We start from the raw sequence: 18,977 nt of genomic DNA on the forward strand, positions 1-18,977 counted from the left end.
GGCCCGCTCCATGCGAGGGTATGCCGCTCGACGCCCGACCGCGGCGGGCGGGTGACATTCCGGCCGGAGGCCGGGGATGCGAAGCGGGTCTATTGTGAGCAATCATCTAGTGGGCGATGCTTACGCTGGGCAAGAGCAATGCAAGGTGAATTTTTATGCAAAACACAACTGACGGCTGAAAATTTGCGACGGACCGCGGCGCTATCGATCCGCCGCCCCTCTTGCGCGTTGCGGAGGCTGAGCGGCGGCCTTGCCCGGCTCCGCGGGATGCGCGCGTCACGGCGCGAAAGCGTTAAGAAACGTTACCCCGCGTGGTTGCGGCCGGGTAGGATATCCGCGGCGCCCCGGCGGGGCGATCGGAAATGGAACAGAGCTGCATGGTTGCGCCGCGCGAGGTCGAGTTGAAGCTGGAATGTGCGGGTCCGGATCTGGCGATCCTCTCCGGCCATCCGCTGCTCCAGGGCGGCGGGGAGGCGCAACTGACCGTCTCGACCTATTACGACACCGCCGACGAGGACCTGCGCGCGGCCGGGCTGACGCTGCGGGTCCGCCGTCGCGGCGACGCCTACGTGCAGACGGTCAAGTCCGGCGAGGGGGGAGCCGGATTGTTCGACCGGGCCGAGTGGGAGGTGCCGGTCTCCGGCGACGCACCGGAGCCTGCGGCCTACGCCGACACGCCGGTGGCCGAGATCCTCGCCGGGGCGGCGTCGCCCGACCTCGCGCCGCGCTTCACCACGGTCGTCATGCGCTCGGAGCATCCGGTGCGCTACGGCGCCTCGCGCATCGTCGCGACGCTCGATGAGGGTCGTGTCGAGAGCCCGAACGGCGACGATACCGTCTGCGAGCTGGAACTCGAGCTGGAATCCGGCTCCTCGACGGATTTGTTCGCCCTGGCCCAGGCGATCGCCGAGACGGTGCCGCTGCGCATCGGCGTCCGCTCGAAGAGCGCCCGCGGCTTCGCCCTCCTCGACGGGGCGGGCCCGCGTCCGAGCAAGTCCGAGCCCGTCGCTATCCCGGAGGATGCCGGCGCGGGCGAAGCCTTCCGCCGCATCGCCCTCGGCTGCCTGCGCCATGCCCGGCTGAACGAGGAGGTATTCCTCAAGGAGCGCGCTCCGGAGGCGCTGCACCAGCTCCGCGTGGCCCTGCGCCGACTGCGCTCGGCCTTCTCGCTGTTCAAGCCGATCCTGGAGGCGGATCCGCGCGCGGCGGTGCTCAGCGACGAGATCAAGCGCGCCAGCGAGCCGTTCGGGCAGGCGCGCAACCTGGACGTCTTCCTGGAGACGACGCTGCCCGCCGAGATGGAGCGCCGGCCCGATGAACCGGGCCTCGAGAGCCTGCGCAGCCGGCTGCGGGCCGAGCACGACCGCGCCTACGCGCAGGTGCTCGCCACCCTCGACGCGCCGGAATGGCGCGCCCTCCTCCTCGATCTCGTGGCCTGGATCGAGACCGGGCCCTGGCGCGAGACGCCGGCCGCGACCGCGCCCGCCCGGGACTTCGCCGGCTCGGTGCTCGACCGCTTCCGCCGTCGGGTCAAGCGGCGCGGCCGACACCTCGACCGGCTCGACCACGAGGAGCGCCACAAGGTCCGGATCGCGGCCAAGAAGCTTCGCTACGGTGCCGATTTCTTCGCCGCGCTCTACACCGGCAAGAAGGCGCGCAAGCGTCACAAGGCGTTCGGCGCCGCGCTCTCGGACCTGCAGGATCACCTCGGCGCGCTGAACGATCTCGTCACCGCCCACGCGGTGATGGCGCGCTTCGCCGAGCCCGCGGGCGAGAGCACCGACGGGCAGGCCGCCTTCGCCGCCGGTCTCACCGCCGCCGACAATGAGGCCCATGCCGCGTTGCTGCTCGACAAGGCGGCGGAGGCGCACGAGGACCTCCTCGAGGTCAAGCCGTTCTGGCGCTGAAGACCGCTCCGCACGCCGCGGGAAGGGTCCGCGGAGTGGGTCTTGCAGAGCCTGCTCCGAACGGCCGCGGGCTTGGCGCGTTCGCAACCGAAGGAACGTCGCCCGGACCTTGAGCGTCGGGCGGGCGCGTGGCGGGAGAGCACGGGATGGCGCATGCCTATCGCTTCGGCGTCGAGGAGGAGTTCTTCCTGGCCGACGCCGACACGCACGGGAGCCCCGGCGCCCGCGTCCGGGCCTTCCACGAGGCGGCGCAGGCCCAGGTCGAGAACGCCGAGCGCGAGCTTCTGCAGAGCCAGATCGAGATCTGCTCGCCGCCCTCCGCGAGCGTTCCGGACACGGCCGCGCATCTCGGCCGCCTGCGGACGGATCTCGCCGCGATCGGCGCCGAGCACGGCATCCGCGTCTTCGCCGCTGGCACGCACCCGACCGCGCTTTGGCGCCGTCAGCGCGAGACCGAGGCGGAGCGCTATCACGGCATCATGCGGGATCTGCGCATGATCGGGCGCCGCACCGTGGTCTGTGGGCTCCACGTCCATGTCGAGGTCGCCCGACCCGACGCGCGGGCCGATACCGGCCGGCGCCTGCTGCCGTTCCTGCCGGTGCTACTGGCGCTCTCGGTCTCCTCGCCGTTCTGGCAGGGCCGCCGCACGGGGCTCGCCGGCTACCGGCTGCGCGCCTACGCGGAGCTGCCCCGGACGGGGTTGCCCGAGCTGTTCGACGGCGCAGCCGATTACGAGCGCTACGTCCGTGTGATGACGGGCGTCGGGGCGATCGCGGACGCCACGTATCTCTGGTGGCACCTGCGCACCTCGCTCAAATATCCGACGCTGGAGCTGCGCGTCGCCGACAGCTGCCCCCGCTTGGAGGACGCGCTCACGGTCGCCGCGCTGTTCCGCTGCCTCGTGCGCCGGATCGAGCGCGATCCGGCCCTGAATGCCGGGCTCACCGGAGCCTCCCGCGGCTTCGTCATGGAGAATCTGTGGCGGGCCCAGTGCGACGGCGTGCGCGCATCGCTGATTGACGAGGCGGAGGAGCGGGCCCGCCCCCTGCCGGAGGCCGTCGAGGGTCTGCTCGCCCTGATCGCCGAGGATGCCGATGCGCTCGGGTGCGCCGAAACCTGCGCGGGCGCGCGACGGATCGCGGCGAATGGGTCGAGCGCGGATCGCCAGCTCGCCGTGTTCGAGGCCGCGCGGGTGGACGGGCTCGGCATCCGCGATTCCCTGGGACGCGTCATCGACGCCCTCGCGCGCGAGACCGCGGGCTGAGCCGGCGGACCGCCCCCGCGGAGGGGGCATCGAGGGCGGTCCGCCTGCCGCGCCCGCAGGGGAGAGGCGCGGCACGCCATCCTCGCGTCGGCGCTTGTCTGGCATGTGTCTGGAACTGTCCGGAGACCACGCGGAGCATCCCTGCCGCGCCCCCGGCAGGATCTCACGGCGCCCGAAATGATCTATGGCCGTTCGGGCCACCCGGCGGCCGATCGATCCGGGGCGCCGACGCGCCCGTACGCATGAGCAACCACGGAGCCACCGCATGCTTCGCGACATCTTCGGACACGTGGCGCGAACCGTCACGGCCTATGCCGGCGACAAGGTCCTGATGCGGGCCGCCGTCTCGGCCGCGGCCAACGTGATCGTGGCCGACGGCGAAGTGGCCGCGCCCGAATTCGACGCCGCTCTCGCGGGCCTGCGCGCGAACCCGATCCTCGAGAAGGGCTACGACACCTTGATGCTCGAGAGCGCGCTCTACGACGGCATCGCACGGGCTCGCACCCGCGCCGGACGCGCCGAGAATCTCCGCCATGTCGCCCAGGCGGCCGACCGCCCGGCGGATCAGCGCGAGAGCGTCTTCCTGATCGCCGCGGATGTGGCCGACCATGAGGGCATCACCGCCGTCGAGGCGGTGGCGCTGGCCGAGATCGCCGCGGCGCTGCGCCTCGATGGGGAGGCCCTGCTGCGCGCCTCGCCGATGCGGCGCGCGCCGATTTGAGAGCGCCGGGATCTGCATCGCCGCCTGGCGGGGCGGACCCCGGCGTCGCGCGCTGGCATTCGGGTTGCTGCGCGCTGCGGGCCCGTGGACAAGCGGGTCCCGGGACGATCAGGACCCAGGGACGACGAGCCCGGCCGGCACCCGCGCCGCCGGGAAGAGGATGAGGCCCGTGATGCGTACCAGCACTCCCAGCAAGGCCCACAACCTGCGCATCGACGGATCGCGGCTGTGGTCGACCATCCTCGAGACCGCCGCCTTCGGAGCGACGCCGGCCGGCGGCCTCAACCGGCTGACGCTGTCGCCTGAGGACGGGCAGGTCCGCGACTGGTTCCGCGCGGCCTGCGAGGCCGCGGGCCTGGAGGTCGGCGTCGACGAACTCGGCACCCAGTACGCCCTTCGGCGCGGGCGCGACATGAGCCGCCCGCCGATCGCCTGCGGCTCGCATCTCGACACCCAGCCGACCGGCGGCCGCTTCGACGGCATCCTCGGTGTGCTGGCCGGGCTGGAGGCGATGCGCAGCCTCAACGATGCCGGCATCGAGACAGAGGCGCCGCTGCTCCTCGTCAACTGGACGAACGAGGAAGGCTCGCGCTTCGCCCCCGCCATGATGGCGTCGGCGGCCTATGCGGGCGAATTCAGCCCCGCGGAGATCCTGGCGAAGCGCGATGCCAAGGGCGTCAGCGTCGGCGAGGCCCTAGACACGATCGGCTATCGCGGGTCGGAACCCGTGGGCGCGCGCATCCTCGGCGGCTTCGTCGAGCTGCATATCGAGCAGGGCCCGATCCTCGAGGCTGAGGGCAAGACCATCGGGGTGGTCGAGGGGGGACAGGGCATCGCGTGGTTCGACGGCACGGTGACGGGCTTCGAGAGCCATGCCGGCACGACGCCGATGCCGCGGCGGCGCGACGCCCTGCTGGGGCTCGCCGAACTCGCCCTCGCGGTGGAGCGGATCGCCCGCGATCACGGGCCGAGCGCCGTTGCGACGATGGGCGAGGCCGTGATCGCCAGCCCCTCCCGCAACGTCGTCCCGGGACGGATCGCGTTCACCCTCGACACGCGCGACCCGCGCTCGGAGGTGCTCGACGCGATGGAGGCGGCCCTCCGCGCGGCGGCCGAGGAGATCGGCGCGCGCCGCGGGCTCACCATCGACCTCGACCGGATCTGGCGCAAGGAGCCAGTGCCCTTCGATCCCCGCATCGTCGCCGCGGTCGATGGGGCGGCGGAGGCCCTCGGCTACGCGCGGCGCCGCATGGTCTCTGGCGCGGGCCACGATGCCTGCAACCTCGCGGCCCGGATGCCGGCCGCGATGATCTTCGTGCCGTGCAAGGACGGGATCAGCCACAACGAGGCCGAGTCGGCCACGCAATCCGACTGCGCCGCCGGCGCCGATGTGCTGCTGCAGACGCTGCTGACGCTCGCGAATGCGCCGAAACCAGCGGATGCATAGAATTTAGGCTGATCGGTTCGGCAGCATCTGCGCACCGAATGAGCAGAATGCCCGGAAGGCTGTCACTCCGCCGGCCGGGGAGCCAGATGGCCCGGTCGATGCGATGCGGCTGGGCCGTTCGCCCGCTGCCGGTTCGGGCAGCGAGGGCGAGCGGTCACCCAAGGAAGATCGATGCCCGATACCGAGCCCGCCGACCCCGATCCCGCGACACCGGATCTCGCAGCCTACGCGGCCGCCGCGGCGCCGCTGCTCGGTCTGAGGCTGGACCCGGCCTGGATCCGGCCGGTGACCGCGAACCTCACGGTGCTCTCGGCGGCCGCCGGCTTGGTGGCGGGATTTCCCCTCCCCGACGAGGCCGAGCCGGCCCCGGTCTACGAGGCGTGAGCCGATGACGGATTGGAGTACGGCCGAGGCCGGAACCATCGCCGCCGCAATCGCCGCGGGACGTGTCAGCGCCAGACAGGTGATCGAGGCGACGCTCGCGCGGATCGAGGCCGTCGACCCGGCCATCGGCGCCTTCACGGCGGTGACGGGCGAGCGGGCCCTGGCGCGCGCCGACGCGATCGATGCGGGCGGAATCTCCGGCCCCCTCGCCGGCGTGCCCTTCGCGGTCAAGAACCTGATCGACATCGCGGGCCTGCCGACGCGGGCCGGCGCCAAGATCAACCGCGAGCGCCCGCCGGCCGCGCGCGACGGCACGCTCGTACGCCGGCTCGAGGCGGCCGGCGCGATCCTCGTCGGTGCGCTCAACATGGGCGAGTATGCCTACGACTTCACCGGCGAGAACGTGCATGACGGCGACGTGCACAATCCGCACGACCGGGCGCACATGTCGGGCGGGTCGTCGAGCGGCTCCGGCGGGGCGATCGCGGCGGGGCTGGTGCCGCTGAGCCTCGGCTCGGACACCAACGGATCGATCCGGGTGCCCTCGGCCTTCTGCGGCTGCTTCGGCCTCAAGCCGACCTATGGCCGGCTCAGCCGGGCCGGCAGTTTTCCCTTTGTCGGCAGCCTCGACCATCTCGGCCCGATGGCGCGCAGCGTCGGGGACCTCGCCCGCGCCTACGACGCGATGCTGGGCCCGGACCCGGACGACCCGGTGGCGACCGATCGACCGGCCGAGCCGTGCGAGCCCGGGCTGGACGACGGCATCGCCAACCTGCGCATCGCGGTCGCGGGCGGCTACTTCGCCCGCGGCGGCGACCCCGAGGCCTTCGCCGCCGTGGCACGGGTGGCCGAGGCGCTCGGCGCGACGCGGAGCGTCGAACTGCCCGAGGCGCATCGGGCGCGGGCGGCGGCCTACGTCATCACGGCGGCCGAGGGCGCCGCGCTGCATCTCGACCGGCTGCGGAGCCGCGCGCACGATTTCGACCCCGCCGTGCGCGACCGGCTGATCGCGGGCGCGATGATACCCGCGCCGTACGTGGAGCGGGCACAGCGCTTCCGGCGCTGGTTCCGCGGCGCCGTCTCCGACCTCTTCCGCGACGTCGACGTGATCCTGGCACCGTCCACGCCGTGCCGGGCCCCGCGCGGCGGCCAGACCGAGTTCGTCCTCGACGGAATGACGCTGCCGGTGCGGCCGAATATCGGGGTGTTCACGCAGCCGATCTCCTTCATCGGCCTGCCGGTGGTGGCGGTGCCGGTCTGGCTCGACGACGGGTTGCCGCTCGGCGTGCAGGTGATCGCCGCGCCCTGGCGCGAGGCGACGGCGCTACGCGTCGCCCGCGTCCTGGAGCGAGCCGGCACGGTGCGGGCGCCCGTGGCGGCGCTGGACTGAGGAGCACGGGCATGGTGATCAACGATCCTGCGGTGAAGGCCGAGGTCGAGGCGGCCTTTCGAACCTACGAGACGGCGCTGGTGACGAACGACGTCGCCGTGCTGGAAGCCCTGTTCCAGGACGATCCCCGCACCATCCGCTACGGGATCGGCGAGAACCTCTACGGCATGGACGCGATCCGGGCGTTCCGCCGCGCCCGCTCGCCGGCGGGGCTGGCGCGCAGCCTGTCGGACACGGTGATCACCACCTACGGCCGCGACTTCGCGACGGCGATGACGCTGTTCCGGCGCGAGGGCGCTCCCGGCCGGGTCGGACGACAGAGCCAGACCTGGGTGCGGCTGCCGGAGGGATGGCGGGTCGTCGCCGCGCACGTGAGCCTGATCGAAGAGGCTTGAGATTTCATCGTCGGCGCGGAGCCGCAACACAAGGTTTCTCAGCTACGCCAAGCCGGCGATCTCATGGAAGATCTTGCCCTCTCCGGCGCTTGCGCCACGAGGATGCGCGGTCTTTTCCTGGCTCTGTAACGTTACAGGCGAAAATCGATCGCTCGCATCGTTCGAATGTTGGCCGCGGCCTTGCATAGGGCCCCGCGTCCCAGGGCAGCACGCAACGCCGCGCGCTGGCCCGCACAGGAGCGAATGCGGCCGATATGTCGTCCCCGATGAAACGCCTCGGCGCCCGTGCGGCGCTCGCCGCCACCCTTCTGGTCTCCGGGCTGATCCCGCCCGCCCTGGCTCAGGGGGTGCTCCGCATCGGCATGACCGCCTCGGACATCCCCCTCACGACCGGTCAGGCCGACAACGGCGGCGAGGGCATGCGGTTCACCGGCTACACGGTCTATGACGGCCTCATCAACTGGGACCTGTCCTCGGCCGACAAGCCCTCCGACCTCGCGCCGGGCCTCGCCACGAGCTGGGCCGTGGATCCGAACGACAAGACCAAGTGGACGTTCAAGCTCCGCCCCGGGGTGAAATTCCACGACGGTTCCGACTTCACCGCCGAATCCGTGGTCTGGAACCTCGACAAGCTCCTGAAGAACGACGCGCCGCAATACGACGCCCGCCAGTCGGCCCAGGGCCGGACCCGCATCCCGGCGGTGGCGAGCTACAAGGTCGTCGATCCGATGACGCTGGAGATCACGACCAAGGCGCCGGACGCGACGCTGCCCTACCAGATCGCCTGGATCATGATCTCCTCCCCGGCGCAGTGGGAGAAGCTCGGCAAGAATTGGGACGCCTTCGCCAAGACGCCGTCCGGGACCGGCCCCTGGAAGCTCACTCTGTTCGCCCCGCGCGAGCGGGCCGAGATGGTGCCGAACGCCAATTACTGGGACAAGGACCGTATCCCCAAGCTCGACAAGCTCGTGCTGGTGCCCCTGCCCGAGGCCAATGCCCGCGTCGCCGCCCTCCGGTCCGGCCAGGTCGACTGGATCGAAGCGCCCGCCCCGGACGCCGTCGCCTCGCTCAAGGGCGCGGGCTTCAAGATCGTCACCAACACCTACCCGCACAACTGGACTTGGCACCTGTCGCGGGTCGAGGGCTCGCCCTGGAACGACGTCCGGGTGCGCAAGGCCGCCAATCTCGCCATCGACCGCGACGGCCTGAAGGAGCTGCTCGGGGGGCTCGCGGTGCCGGCCCAGGGCTTCATGCCGCCCGGTCACCAGTGGTTCGGCCATCCGAGCTTCAAGCTGACCTACGATCCGGCTGCCGCCAAGAAGCTGCTCGCCGAGGCTGGCTACGGCCCGAACAAGCCGCTCAAGATCAAGGTCGCGATCTCGGCCTCGGGCTCGGGCCAGATGCAGCCCCTGCCGATGAACGAGTTCGTGCAGCAGAACCTCGCGGAGGTCGGCATCCAGGTCGATTACGAGGTGGTCGAGTGGAACACCCTGATCAACATCTGGCGCGCGGGCGCCAAGGCGGACATCTCCCGCGGCGTCAGCGCGATCAACTACTCGTACTTCATCCAGGATCCCTTTACGGGCTTCATCCGTCATCTGCAGTCGAACTTCGCCCCGCCGAACGGCACCAACTGGGGTTATTACGCGGATCCCGAGATGGACAAGCTGTTCGACCAGGTCCGCAACACCTTCGACAAGGAGGCGCAGACGAAGGTCCTGGAGAAGGTCCACGAGAAGTACGTCGACGATGCGCTGTTCGTGATGATCACCCACGACGTCAACCCGCGCGCGATGAGCGCGAAGGTGCAGGGCTTCGTCCAGGCGCAGAACTGGTTCCAGGACTTCTCGCACATCACGATGGCGACGGCGGGTCGCTGAGGCGTCCCGGGCATCCCGCATCCGCGCGGGGACCGGCCCTGAACGCATCCGGGCCGGGACAGGCCTGCGTGACGGTGCGTCGATCGGCGCTCGATGTCGATCATGACCGCCGCGATCGTCCCCGACGCCCGTCCCGCCAGCGCGGGACGGGCAAGGACAGTTTGAACAGTCGAGTCACGGCAGCCGATGCTTCGCTACATTCTGAAACGTCTGGTCTACGTCACGCCCGTCGCGTTCGGCGTCAGCGTGGTCTGCTTCCTGCTCGTCCATCTCGCGCCGGGCGATCCCTTGAGCGCGATCCTGCCGGTGGACGCCACGCAGGCGACCATCGACGAGATGCGGGCGGCCTACGGCTTCGACAAGCCGCTGCCCATCCAGTACCTGATCTGGCTCTGGCACGTGCTGCACGGCGACCTCGGCACCTCGATCGCCACCGGGCGGCCGGTGCTCGGCGAGGTGACCCGCGCGGTCATCAACAGCCTGATCCTCGCCTCGGTCGCGACGCTGCTCGGCTTCACCTTCGGCACGCTTTTCGGCTTCGTGGCCGGCTACCGCCGCAACTCCATCCTCGACCGCTTCGCCTCCGCCCTCTCCGTGTTCGGCGTCAGCGTGCCCCATTACTGGCTGGGCATGGTGCTGGTGATCATCTTCTCGGCGACGCTGGGCTGGCTGCCGCCGACGGGCGCCGGGCCCGACGGCTCGGGCAACTGGCGGCCGGACTTCGAGCACCTGCGCTACATCATCCTGCCGGCAATCACGATGTCGGTGATCCCCACGGGCATCATCGCCCGCACGGTCCGGGCGCTGGTGGCCGACATCCTGTCGCAGGATTTCGTGGAGGCCCTGCGCGCGAAGGGCCTGAGCGAGGTCGGCGTGTTCAAGCACGTGGTACGCAACGCCGCCCCGACCGCGCTCGCGATCATGGGCCTGCAACTCGGCTACCTGCTCGGCGGCTCGATCCTGATCGAGACCGTGTTCGCGTGGCCCGGCACCGGGTTCCTCCTCAACGCCGCGATCTTCCAGCGCGACCTGCCGCTGCTCCAGGGCTCGATCCTCGTGCTGGCGATGTTCTTCGTGCTCCTCAACCTCCTCGTCGACGTGATGCAGACCGCCCTCGATCCGCGGATCGAGCGGGCGTGATCCGGAGACAGCCATGACCGCACCCGTCACCGCCGCCTCCATCGCCCTCGACGGCGCGCTCCCCGCCTCGCCGGTGGCCGAGGCCGAGGCCTACGCCCCCTCCCGCGGCTTCTGGGGCCATGTCGGCCACCGCCTCGTGCGCGACCCCGTCGCCATGGCGGCGGGCGGCCTGATCCTCCTCATCATCCTGGTGGCGATTTTCTCGCCCTGGATCACCCCGATGGACCCCTACAAGGGCTCGATGCTGCGCCGGCTGAAGCCCGTGGGCGACGCCACCTACTGGCTCGGTTCGGACGAGCTCGGCCGCGACATGCTGAGCCGCCTGATGGTGGGCGCGCGGCTCTCCTTGTTCATGGGCGTGACGCCCGTGCTCATCGCCTTCGCGATCGGCTCGGCCATCGGGATCCTGGCCGGCTATGTCGGCGGCTGGACCAACACGATCCTCATGCGCACCATCGACGTGTTCTTCGCCTTCCCGTCGGTGCTGCTCGCCATCGCGCTCTCGGGAGCGCTGGGCGCCGGCATCTTCAACGCCATCGTCTCGCTGACCTGCGTGTTCGTGCCCCAGATCGCCCGCGTCGCCGAGAGCGTCACCACCGGCATCAGGCGGCGCGACTACATCGACGCGGCCAAGCTGTCCGGCGCCTCGGCGCTGACGATCATGCGCGTGCAGGTGCTCGGCAACGTGGTGGGGCCGATCTTCGTCTACTCGACCTCGCTGATCAGCGTCTCGATGATCCTGGCCTCGGGCCTGTCCTTCCTCGGCCTCGGCGTGCGCCCGCCCGAGCCCGAATGGGGCCTCATGCTCAACACCCTGCGCACCGCGATCTACGTGAACCCGACCGTCGCGGCCCTGCCGGGGCTCGCCATCTTCATCGTCTCGATCTCGTTCAACCTGTTCTCGGACGGCCTGCGGACGGCCATGGAGATCCGCCAGTGAGCGTTTCGCCGATCCTCCAACCCGATCTCGACCCGCGCGACCGCGGCGGCCCCGCCCAGCCGCTGCTCTCGGTCTCGGGTCTCGTGAAGCATTTCCCCGTCCGCAGGGGCAACGGCCCCAAGCAGGTGGTGCGCGCCGTCGACGGCGTCGACTTCGAGACCCTGAAGGGCGAGACGCTCGGCATCGTCGGCGAGTCCGGCTGCGGCAAGTCGACCACGGCCAAGCTGCTGATGGGGCTGATCGAGCGCGATGCCGGCGAGATGCTGTTCGACGGCGAGGCGGTGGGCGGCCGCGCCTTGCCCTGGCGCGCCTATCGCCGGCAGGTCCAGATGGTGTTCCAGGACAGCTACGCGTCGCTCAATCCGCGGATGACGGTCGAGGCCTCGATCGCCTTCGGGCCCAAGGTCAACGGCGTGCCGAGCCGGCAGGCCGTGGAGCGGGCCCGCGCGCTCCTCGCTCGCGTCGGCCTGGAGCCGAAGCGCTTCGCCGGGCGCTACCCGCACGAATTGTCCGGCGGTCAACGGCAGCGCGTGAACATCGCCCGGGCGCTCGCCCTCGAGCCGCGCCTCGTGCTCCTCGACGAGGCGGTCTCGGCCCTCGACAAGTCGGTCGAGGCGCAGGTGCTCAACCTGCTGCTCGACCTGAAGGCCGAGTTCGGCCTGACCTACATCTTCATCAGCCACGACCTGAACGTGGTGCGGTTCATCTCCGACCGCGTGATGGTGATGTATCTCGGCCGCGTCTCGGAGATCGGCCCGTCCGACACGGTGCTGGCCGAGCCGGCGCATCCCTACACGCAGGCGCTTCTCCACGCGATGCCCTCGCTCGATCCGGACAATCGGACCGAGGTGGCGCTGCTCGCCGGCGATCCGCCGAATCCGATCGATCCGCCGCCGGGCTGTCGCTTCAACCCGCGCTGCCGGCTCGCCGAACCGGTCTGCGCGCAGGTCGAGCCGCCGCTCAACCCGATCGCGCCGCTGCACCGCGCCGCCTGCCTCGCCCGCCAGCCCGGCTCCGGGCACTCCGCCGCCCCGGCCGCGCAGGTCGCGGCATGAGCCTCGATTCCAAGAGCACCGACCGGAAGGCCACGATGGACCAGCCCGCCGTCGACCTCGCAGACCTCAAGGTCTCCTTCGGCAAGGTCCGGGTTGTGGACGGCGTCGATCTCACCCTGGAGCGCGGCCAGTGCATGGCGCTCATCGGGGAATCGGGATCCGGCAAGAGCGTGACGTTGCGCGCGATCCTGCGCCTGTTCCCGGAGGGCCGCTCCAAGATCAGCGGTCGGGTCGCGGTGGGTGGCCGCGACGTGCTGGCGCTGAGCCGGCGCGACCTCGCCGATTTCCGCGGCCGCACCGCGTCGATGATCTTCCAGGAGCCGCTGCTCGCCTTCGATCCGGTCTACACCGTCGGTCAGCAGATCACCGAGGCGATCCTGCGCCACGAGAAAATCCCGGTCGCCGAGGCGCGCGCCCGCGCCCTCGCGCTATTCGAGCGCGTCCGGATTCCGAGCCCGGCGCGGCGGCTCGACAATTACCCGCACGAGATGTCGGGCGGCATGCGCCAGCGCGCGATGATCGCCCTCGCGCTCGCCTGCCGGCCGCAATTGCTGCTCGCCGACGAGCCCACGACCGCCCTCGATGCCACGGTGCAGATCCAGATCCTGCTGCTCCTGCGCGAGCTTCAGCGGGATCTCGGCCTCTCGATCCTGATCGTGACGCACGATCTCGGCGCGGCGGTCGAGGTCGCGGATCGAATCAGCGTGATGTATGCCGGCCACATCGTGGAGACCGGCAGCGCCCGACAGATCGTGCGCGACCCGCATCACCCCTACACCATCGGCCTGTTGCGCAGCCGCGCGGAAGGGGCGCTCGACAAGGGCGCCCGGCTCCAGACCATTCCGGGCAGTCCGCCGGATCTATCCAACCGTCCGGACGGATGCCCCTTCGCCCCGCGCTGCTTCCTGGCCGAGGAGCGCTGCCGCCGCGAGCGTCCGCCTCTCGGCGCCGTCGAGCCGGGCCATCAGGCCGCGTGCTGGCGCACGAACGAGGCTGCGGCAGCCTTCAGAAGCGGACAGGCAGCGCCGGGCGTCGACGCCGCCCTTGAGCCGGCCTGAGGCTGAGACGCCTCGGCTCGGGCCGAGGGCGAACCGCCCGCGGCACCGATCCCGATCCTCCCGTTGCGGCCCCGACCCTTGGGGAACCTGGGGACTACGGCCACGTTGCCGCTTTTTTTCTGCCTTAATTTTCAGTTACGAATGTACACAATATTCAATGAGCCCGGAGAACGCGCCCTTCCGAACGGAGGGCGTAGTCTGTAGCGGATCAAGCAGACACCTCGATGGTCGCCCGCGTGCCCCTAATCGACACCGCCTCGCTCCGTTCCAAGGCCGGCCCCGTGAAGGCGTTCGCGCGCAAGCTGGGTCTGATCGCCGGTCTCGCGATCCTGCCGACCGCGGTGCTGGCCTATGCCGATCTCCTGCCGGACGCGCTGGACATGGGACTGTTCGGCCTCGACAAGCAGCCTGACGCGGACCTGCCGCATGTGGCGCGCCAGATCGCGATCGGCGCTCCCTTGCGTATTGTCGCCTTCGGCTCCTCCTCGACCGAGGGCGTCGGGGCGAGCTCGCCCGCCAAGGCCTACCCAGCCCAGCTCGAGGCCGGCCTGCGCAAGATGTACCCGGAACTCGGCGGCGTCACCGTGCTCAACCGCGGCATCGGCGGCGAGCATGTGGACGATATGCTGAAGCGCCTGGAGCGCGACGTGATCGCGGCCGAGCCCCAGCTCGTGATCTGGCAGACCGGCAGCAACGATCCCCTGCGCGGCGTCTCGATCGAGCATTTTCGCGAGGCGACGATGGGCGCCGTGAAGCGGATGCAGGAGGCCGGCATCGACGTGGTTCTGATGGAGCCGCAATGGTGCCCGACCCTTGAGGCGACGCCGGGATCGAGCCGCTTCCGCGACGCCGTCCGCGAGATCGGCGCCGAGCTCGACGTGCCGGTGATCCGCCGCGCCGAGCTGATGCACCGCTGGATCCGCGAGGGCCGCCTGACGCGCAAGCAGCTCTTCGCCGCGGACGGTCTGCACATGGCCGACGGCGGCTACGCCCTGCTGGCCGAGGCGACCGCCGAGGCGATCGTGCAGGACGCGGGATCCGCCAAGGTCGCCGAGCCGGTCGCCGAGTAGTTCCGGCCGGGGCAGCTCACACCGAGAGCCAGCGCAACACCTCGGCCTCGTTCATGCTCGCGCGCGGCCCCGCATCCACGACCTGCCCGCGATCCATCACCGCGTAGCTGTCGCAGAGATCGCGCGCCCACTCGAAATACTGCTCCACCAGCACGATCGCCATCTCGCCCTTGTCGCGCAGATAGGTGATCGCCCGGCCGATATCCTTGATAATCGAGGGCTGGATGCCCTCCGTCGGCTCGTCGAGCACCAGGAGCTTCGGGCGGGTGACGAGGGCGCGGCCGATGGCGAGCTGCTGCTGCTGGCCGCCCGAGAGGTCGCCGCCGCGCCGGTGCAGCATGTCCTTCAGCACCGGGAACAGGTCGTAGATCTCGCCCGGCACGTAGCGGTCGGCTCGCTTGCAGGGCGCGAAGCCGGTCTCGAGGTTCTCCTTCACCGTGAGCAGCGGGAAGATCTCGCGGCCCTGGGGCACGAAGGCGACACCGGCGCGCGCCCTGTCGTAGGGCGCGAGGCCGGAGAGGCGGGTATCGCCGAGGCTGATCGTGCCCTTGGCGATCGGCTGCTGGCCGACGATCGCCCGCATCAGCGAGGTCTTGCCGACGCCGTTGCGGCCGAGCACCGCGGTCACGCGCCCCGTCTCCGCCTTGAGCGAGACGCCGCGCAGCGCCTTGGCGGCTCCGTAATAGAGATCGATGCCGTCGACGGTGAGCATGGATCAGCGCCCCAGATAGACTTCGACGACCTTCGGGTCGGCCGAGACCGCGTCGATCGAGCCCTCGGCCAGCACCGCGCCCTCGTGCAGGCAGGTGACGCGGCATTGCAGGGCGCGCACGAAGTGCATGTCGTGCTCGACCACCACCACCGCGTGGTCCCGGGCGATCTCGCGCAGCAGCGTCGCCGTCTCGGCGGTCTCGGCATCGGTCATGCCGGCGACCGGCTCGTCGACGAGCAGCAGCTTCGGGTCCTGAGCGAGCAGCATGCCGATCTCCAGCCACTGCTTCTGGCCGTGCGAGAGGTCGGCCGCCGGCCGGCTCCGGTGGGCGATCAGCCCGACCTTGGTCAGCAGCGCGTCGATCCGATCGGCCGCGACCCGGTTGCGCCAGCCGAACAGCGAGGCGATCCCCGAGCGCGGGCCGGCGAGCGCCAGCAGGATGTTGTCGGCCACCGTATGGCTCTCGAAGACGGTCGGCTTCTGGAACTTGCGGCCGATACCGAGGTCGGCGATGGCGGGCTCGTCGAGCTTGGTCAGGTCGTGCACGCCGTCGAACAGCGCCGTCCCCGTATCGGGCCGCGTCTTGCCGGTGATGCAATCCATCATCGTGGTCTTGCCGGCCCCGTTCGGGCCGATGATCGCCCGCATCTCGCCCTTGTCGAGGGTGAGCGAGAGGCCGCGCAGCGCCCGGTAGCCGTCGAAGGTCACCCTGAGGTCGTCGAGGTACAGGAGCGCCTCGGTCGTCCGGCGCGTCTGCGCGGGTCCGGGCGCCAGGGCGAGGTCGGGGCGTCCCGGTGCGGTGGCGCTGACGGGCGCGAGGAGATCGGCGTCGCTCATCAGCCCTGGCCTTCCTCGGCGAGTTTCGGCGCGATCTCGGGCTCGGGCGGCAGCTTGGCCGCCGCACGGCGGGAGCCGAAGCGCTCGATCAGGCTGCCGACGATGCCCTTCGGCAGGAACAGCGTGACCAGCACGAACAGGGCGCCGAGGGCGAAGAGCCACGCATCCGGCATCGCGCCGGTCAGCACGGTCTTGGCATAGTTGACGATCACGGCACCGAGCGCCGCGCCGACGAGCGTGCCGCGCCCGCCGACGGCGACCCAGATCACCGCCTCGATGGAGTTGGTGGGGGCGAACTCACCCGGATTGATGATGCCGACCTGCGGCACGTAGAGGGCGCCGGCCACCCCTGCCATCATCGCCGAGACGGTGAAGGCCAGGGTCTTGTAGTGCTCGGGGCGGTAGCCGAGGAAGCGGGTGCGCGATTCCGCGTCGCGCACCGCGATCAGGATCTTGCCGTAGGCCGAGACCGTCATGAACCGGGCGACGAGGTAGCCGACGGCCAGCGCGATCCCGGTCGCCGCGAACAGCGCCACGCGCGTGCCCTGCGCCTGGACAGGGTAGCCGAGGATGTCCTTGAAATCGGTCAGGCCGTTGTTGCCCCCGAGCCCCATGTCGTTGCGGAAGAAGGCCAGCATCAGCGCGAAGGTCATCGCCTGGGTGATGATCGACAGGTACACGCCGGTGACGCGCGAGCGGAAGGCGAGCCAGCCGAAGACGAAGGCGAGCAGCCCCGGCACCGCCAGCACCATCACGGCCGCGAAGGCGAAGTGGTCGAAGCCGAGCCAGTACCAGGGCAGTTCCTTGTAGTTCAGGAACACCATGAAGTCGGGCAGGACCGGGTTGCCGTAGACGCCGCGCGGCCCGATCTGGCGCATCAGGTACATGCCCATCGCGTAGCCGCCGAGGCCGAAGAAGGCGCCGTGGCCGAGCGAGAGGATGCCGCAATAGCCCCAGACCAGGTCGAGGGCGAGGGCGAGCAGGGCGAAGGCGAGGTACTTGCCGAAGAGGGAGACGAGGTAGGTCGGCACGTGCAGTGGCGAGCCGTCCGGGAGCGCGAGGTTGAGGAGCGCCACCACCGCGCAGAACGCGGCGAGCGCGCCGAGGAAGATCCAGCCCTTCGGGTCGACCAGGCGGGTGCGGGTCATGCTCAGGACTCCACGGCCCGGCCCTTCAGCGCGAACAGGCCGCGCGGGCGCTTCTGGATGAACAGGATGATGAAGATCAGCAGCGCGATCTTGGCGAGCACCGCGCCGAAATACGGCTCGAACAGCTTGTTGGCGACGCCGAGCGTCAGGGCCGCGACGAGCGTCCCCCACAGGTTTCCGACGCCGCCGAACACCACGACCAGGAACGAGTCGATGATGTAGCCCTGCCCGAGGTTGGGGGAGACGTTGTCGATCTGCGACAGCGCCACGCCGGCGATGCCGGCGATGCCCGAGCCGAGCCCGAAGGTCATGGCGTCGACCCAGGGCGTGCGGATGCCCATCGCGGCGGCCATGCGCCGGTTCTGCGTCACCGCCCGGGTCTTCAGGCCGAACGAGGTCCTGCGCAGCACGAAGAGCAGCCCGAGGAACACCGCGAAGGAGAACAGGACGATCCACATCCGGCCCCAGGTGACGGCGAGGCCGAACAGGTCGAAGGTCCCGGTCATGAAGCCGGGCGAGCCGACCTCGCGGTTGGTCGGTCCGAAGATCGAGCGCACCGTCTGCTGCAGGATCAGGCTGACGCCGAAGGTGGCGAGCAGCGTCTCGAGGGGGCGTCCGTAGAGGTAACGGATGATGGTGCGCTCGATCAGGACGCCGACTGCGCCCGCGACCAGGAAGGCGCACGGGATGCTGATGGCCAGGGACCAGTCGAACAGGCCGGGCGCCCGCGCGCGGATCGCATCCTGCACGAGGAAGGTCGTGTAGGCGCCGAGCATCACCATCTCGCCGTGCGCCATGTTGATGATGCCCATCACCCCGAAGGTGATGGCGAGCCCGATCGCGGCGAGCAGCAGGACCGAGCCGAGGGAGATACCGTACCAGACGTTCTGGGTCGCGGCGATCACCGCCAGCCGGGTCTCGATCGCCGCAATGCCGCGGTCGGCGGCGGCCTTCACTGCCTCGCTCGGGTCGTTGGCCGAGAGCCCGCGCAGGATGGCGATGGCGTCGCCGTCGCCGCGGCCCTGGATCGGGGCGATCGCGGCGAGGCGGTCGGCCTCGGTGGTGCCGGGCCGCGCGATCAGCACGGCCGCGCGCGCCTCGCCGAGGAGGCGCTTCAGTCCCGCATCGCGCTCCTTCGCGAGGGCCGCGTCGAGGGCCGGCAGCGCGGCCGCGTCGCGGGCCTTGAACACCGCGTCCGCCGCCTCCCGGCGCTTGGCCGCGTCGGGACTGACCAGATTGAGCTGGCCCTGCGCGGCGTCGAGGGCGCGGCGGACCTTGTTGTTGGCACGCACCGGCTTCAACCCGTCCGCGGTCGCGGGTGCGCCGCCCTGCGCCTCGACCAGCGTATCGCCCCGCTTGATGAAGAGCGCCTTGTCGCCGGGCCGGTAGAACAGGCGGCCGTCGGCCAGTGCCGCCAGCACCGTGCCCGCGCGAGGGTCGCCGCTCGCGGCCAGGGCCGCGATGCCGGCCTCGATGTCGCCGTAGCTGTCGCTCGCCAGCCGGGCGTAGGCATCGGCCTGCTGCGCCGTGGCCGGCCCTGCCAGCGGGACCGCCAGCGGCCCCATCAGGACGAGGAGCAGGAGGAGCGGGAGGATGCGGATCATGCGGACGGCCGGGCTCCGGAGGGT

The 18,977-nt window shown here is 70.6% G+C and carries 17 protein-coding genes; 13 read left to right on the forward strand and 4 right to left on the reverse strand.

All coding sequences use genetic code 11. The features are described from left to right. Positions 1-377 precede the first annotated feature (377 nt). The 13 genes from ACS5RC_RS10485 (at position 378) to ACS5RC_RS10545 (ending at position 14,652) form a co-directional block, all read left to right on the forward strand. Positions 378-1,907: a CYTH and CHAD domain-containing protein gene (locus tag ACS5RC_RS10485; protein WP_478343792.1), complete on the forward strand. Its 1,530-nt coding sequence runs from the start codon at positions 378-380 to the stop codon at positions 1,905-1,907. 146 nt (positions 1,908-2,053) lie between these two features. After that, on the forward strand, positions 2,054-3,172 hold the full coding sequence (locus ACS5RC_RS10490; RefSeq protein WP_478343793.1) for a carboxylate-amine ligase: 1,119 nt from the start codon (positions 2,054-2,056) through the stop codon (positions 3,170-3,172). Positions 3,173-3,437: 265 nt separating this feature from the next. Beyond that, positions 3,438-3,893 carry a tellurite resistance TerB family protein gene (locus ACS5RC_RS10495; RefSeq protein ID WP_478343794.1) on the forward strand — a complete coding sequence of 152 codons (456 nt, stop codon included), beginning with the start codon at positions 3,438-3,440 and terminating at the stop codon, positions 3,891-3,893. Positions 3,894-4,065: 172 nt separating this feature from the next. Further along, on the forward strand, positions 4,066-5,340 hold the full coding sequence (locus ACS5RC_RS10500; protein ID WP_478343795.1) for an allantoate amidohydrolase: 1,275 nt from the start codon (positions 4,066-4,068) through the stop codon (positions 5,338-5,340). A gap of 171 nt (positions 5,341-5,511) precedes the next feature. Next, positions 5,512-5,724, forward strand: a complete 213-nt coding sequence (locus ACS5RC_RS10505; RefSeq protein ID WP_478343796.1) for a DUF4089 domain-containing protein — start codon at positions 5,512-5,514, stop codon at positions 5,722-5,724. Positions 5,725-5,728: 4 nt separating this feature from the next. Beyond that, a complete protein-coding gene (locus ACS5RC_RS10510) occupies positions 5,729-7,114 on the forward strand; it encodes an AtzE family amidohydrolase (protein WP_478343797.1) in 1,386 nt (461 codons plus the stop codon). 11 nt (positions 7,115-7,125) lie between these two features. Then, positions 7,126-7,509: an oxalurate catabolism protein HpxZ gene (gene hpxZ, locus ACS5RC_RS10515; RefSeq protein ID WP_478343798.1), complete on the forward strand. Its 384-nt coding sequence runs from the start codon at positions 7,126-7,128 to the stop codon at positions 7,507-7,509. Positions 7,510-7,775: 266 nt separating this feature from the next. Beyond that, positions 7,776-9,389 carry an ABC transporter substrate-binding protein gene (locus ACS5RC_RS10520; protein ID WP_478343799.1) on the forward strand — a complete coding sequence of 538 codons (1,614 nt, stop codon included), beginning with the start codon at positions 7,776-7,778 and terminating at the stop codon, positions 9,387-9,389. Between the two features lie 186 nt (positions 9,390-9,575). After that, positions 9,576-10,529 (forward strand): ABC transporter permease, encoded by a 954-nt coding sequence (locus ACS5RC_RS10525; protein WP_478343800.1) that lies wholly within the window; start codon positions 9,576-9,578, stop codon positions 10,527-10,529. Positions 10,530-10,542: 13 nt separating this feature from the next. Continuing rightward, positions 10,543-11,469, forward strand: a complete 927-nt coding sequence (locus ACS5RC_RS10530) for an ABC transporter permease (RefSeq protein ID WP_478343801.1) — start codon at positions 10,543-10,545, stop codon at positions 11,467-11,469. Next, entirely contained in the window at positions 11,466-12,524 is a 1,059-nt protein-coding gene (locus tag ACS5RC_RS10535) for an ABC transporter ATP-binding protein (protein ID WP_478343802.1), read from the forward strand. Before ACS5RC_RS10530 ends, ACS5RC_RS10535 begins: the two co-directional genes overlap by 4 nt. Before the next feature lie 35 nt (positions 12,525-12,559). Beyond that, positions 12,560-13,582, forward strand: coding sequence for an ABC transporter ATP-binding protein (locus ACS5RC_RS10540; protein WP_478343934.1), 1,023 nt, complete (start codon positions 12,560-12,562; stop codon positions 13,580-13,582). A 224-nt stretch (positions 13,583-13,806) separates the two neighbouring features. Then, positions 13,807-14,652 carry an SGNH/GDSL hydrolase family protein gene (locus tag ACS5RC_RS10545; protein ID WP_478343803.1) on the forward strand — a complete coding sequence of 282 codons (846 nt, stop codon included), beginning with the start codon at positions 13,807-13,809 and terminating at the stop codon, positions 14,650-14,652. A gap of 16 nt (positions 14,653-14,668) precedes the next feature. Here ACS5RC_RS10545 and urtE read toward each other — a convergent pair whose 3' ends face one another. From urtE to urtB, 4 genes are read right to left on the reverse strand one after another with little or no spacing between them, the layout of a single operon-like run. After that, positions 14,669-15,364 carry an urea ABC transporter ATP-binding subunit UrtE gene (gene urtE / locus ACS5RC_RS10550; RefSeq protein WP_478343804.1) on the reverse strand — a complete coding sequence of 232 codons (696 nt, stop codon included), beginning with the start codon at positions 15,362-15,364 and terminating at the stop codon, positions 14,669-14,671. 3 nt (positions 15,365-15,367) lie between these two features. Then, positions 15,368-16,201, reverse strand: coding sequence for an urea ABC transporter ATP-binding protein UrtD (urtD, locus tag ACS5RC_RS10555; RefSeq protein ID WP_478343805.1), 834 nt, complete (start codon positions 16,199-16,201; stop codon positions 15,368-15,370). After that, complete coding sequence (urtC, locus tag ACS5RC_RS10560; protein WP_478343806.1) at positions 16,201-17,349, reverse strand: urea ABC transporter permease subunit UrtC; 1,149 nt, start codon at positions 17,347-17,349, stop codon at positions 16,201-16,203. Before urtC ends, urtD begins: the two co-directional genes overlap by 1 nt. Before the next feature lie 2 nt (positions 17,350-17,351). Continuing rightward, on the reverse strand, positions 17,352-18,953 hold the full coding sequence (gene urtB / locus ACS5RC_RS10565; RefSeq protein WP_478343807.1) for an urea ABC transporter permease subunit UrtB: 1,602 nt from the start codon (positions 18,951-18,953) through the stop codon (positions 17,352-17,354). Between the last annotated feature and the right edge of the window lie 24 nt (positions 18,954-18,977).

The sequence above is a fragment of the Methylobacterium sp. HJ2 genome (genome assembly GCF_056431005.1).

Bases quoted from the DNA above. Each gene is read 5' to 3' on its own strand.
- ACS5RC_RS10485 (WP_478343792.1), top strand. From the start codon at position 378: ATGGTTGCGCCGCGCGAGGTCGAGTTGAAGCTGGAATGTGCGGGTCCG.
- ACS5RC_RS10490 (WP_478343793.1), top strand. From the start codon at position 2,054: ATGGCGCATGCCTATCGCTTCGGCGTCGAGGAGGAGTTCTTCCTGGCC.
- ACS5RC_RS10495 (WP_478343794.1), top strand. From the start codon at position 3,438: ATGCTTCGCGACATCTTCGGACACGTGGCGCGAACCGTCACGGCCTAT.
- ACS5RC_RS10500 (WP_478343795.1), top strand. From the start codon at position 4,066: ATGCGTACCAGCACTCCCAGCAAGGCCCACAACCTGCGCATCGACGGA.
- ACS5RC_RS10505 (WP_478343796.1), top strand. From the start codon at position 5,512: ATGCCCGATACCGAGCCCGCCGACCCCGATCCCGCGACACCGGATCTC.
- ACS5RC_RS10510 (WP_478343797.1), top strand. From the start codon at position 5,729: ATGACGGATTGGAGTACGGCCGAGGCCGGAACCATCGCCGCCGCAATC.
- hpxZ (WP_478343798.1), top strand. From the start codon at position 7,126: ATGGTGATCAACGATCCTGCGGTGAAGGCCGAGGTCGAGGCGGCCTTT.
- ACS5RC_RS10520 (WP_478343799.1), top strand. From the start codon at position 7,776: ATGAAACGCCTCGGCGCCCGTGCGGCGCTCGCCGCCACCCTTCTGGTC.
- ACS5RC_RS10525 (WP_478343800.1), top strand. From the start codon at position 9,576: ATGCTTCGCTACATTCTGAAACGTCTGGTCTACGTCACGCCCGTCGCG.
- ACS5RC_RS10530 (WP_478343801.1), top strand. From the start codon at position 10,543: ATGACCGCACCCGTCACCGCCGCCTCCATCGCCCTCGACGGCGCGCTC.
- ACS5RC_RS10540 (WP_478343934.1), top strand. From the start codon at position 12,560: ATGGACCAGCCCGCCGTCGACCTCGCAGACCTCAAGGTCTCCTTCGGC.
- ACS5RC_RS10545 (WP_478343803.1), top strand. From the start codon at position 13,807: ATGGTCGCCCGCGTGCCCCTAATCGACACCGCCTCGCTCCGTTCCAAG.
- urtE (WP_478343804.1), bottom strand. From the start codon at position 15,364: ATGCTCACCGTCGACGGCATCGATCTCTATTACGGAGCCGCCAAGGCG.
- urtD (WP_478343805.1), bottom strand. From the start codon at position 16,201: ATGAGCGACGCCGATCTCCTCGCGCCCGTCAGCGCCACCGCACCGGGA.
- urtC (WP_478343806.1), bottom strand. From the start codon at position 17,349: ATGACCCGCACCCGCCTGGTCGACCCGAAGGGCTGGATCTTCCTCGGC.
- urtB (WP_478343807.1), bottom strand. From the start codon at position 18,953: ATGATCCGCATCCTCCCGCTCCTCCTGCTCCTCGTCCTGATGGGGCCG.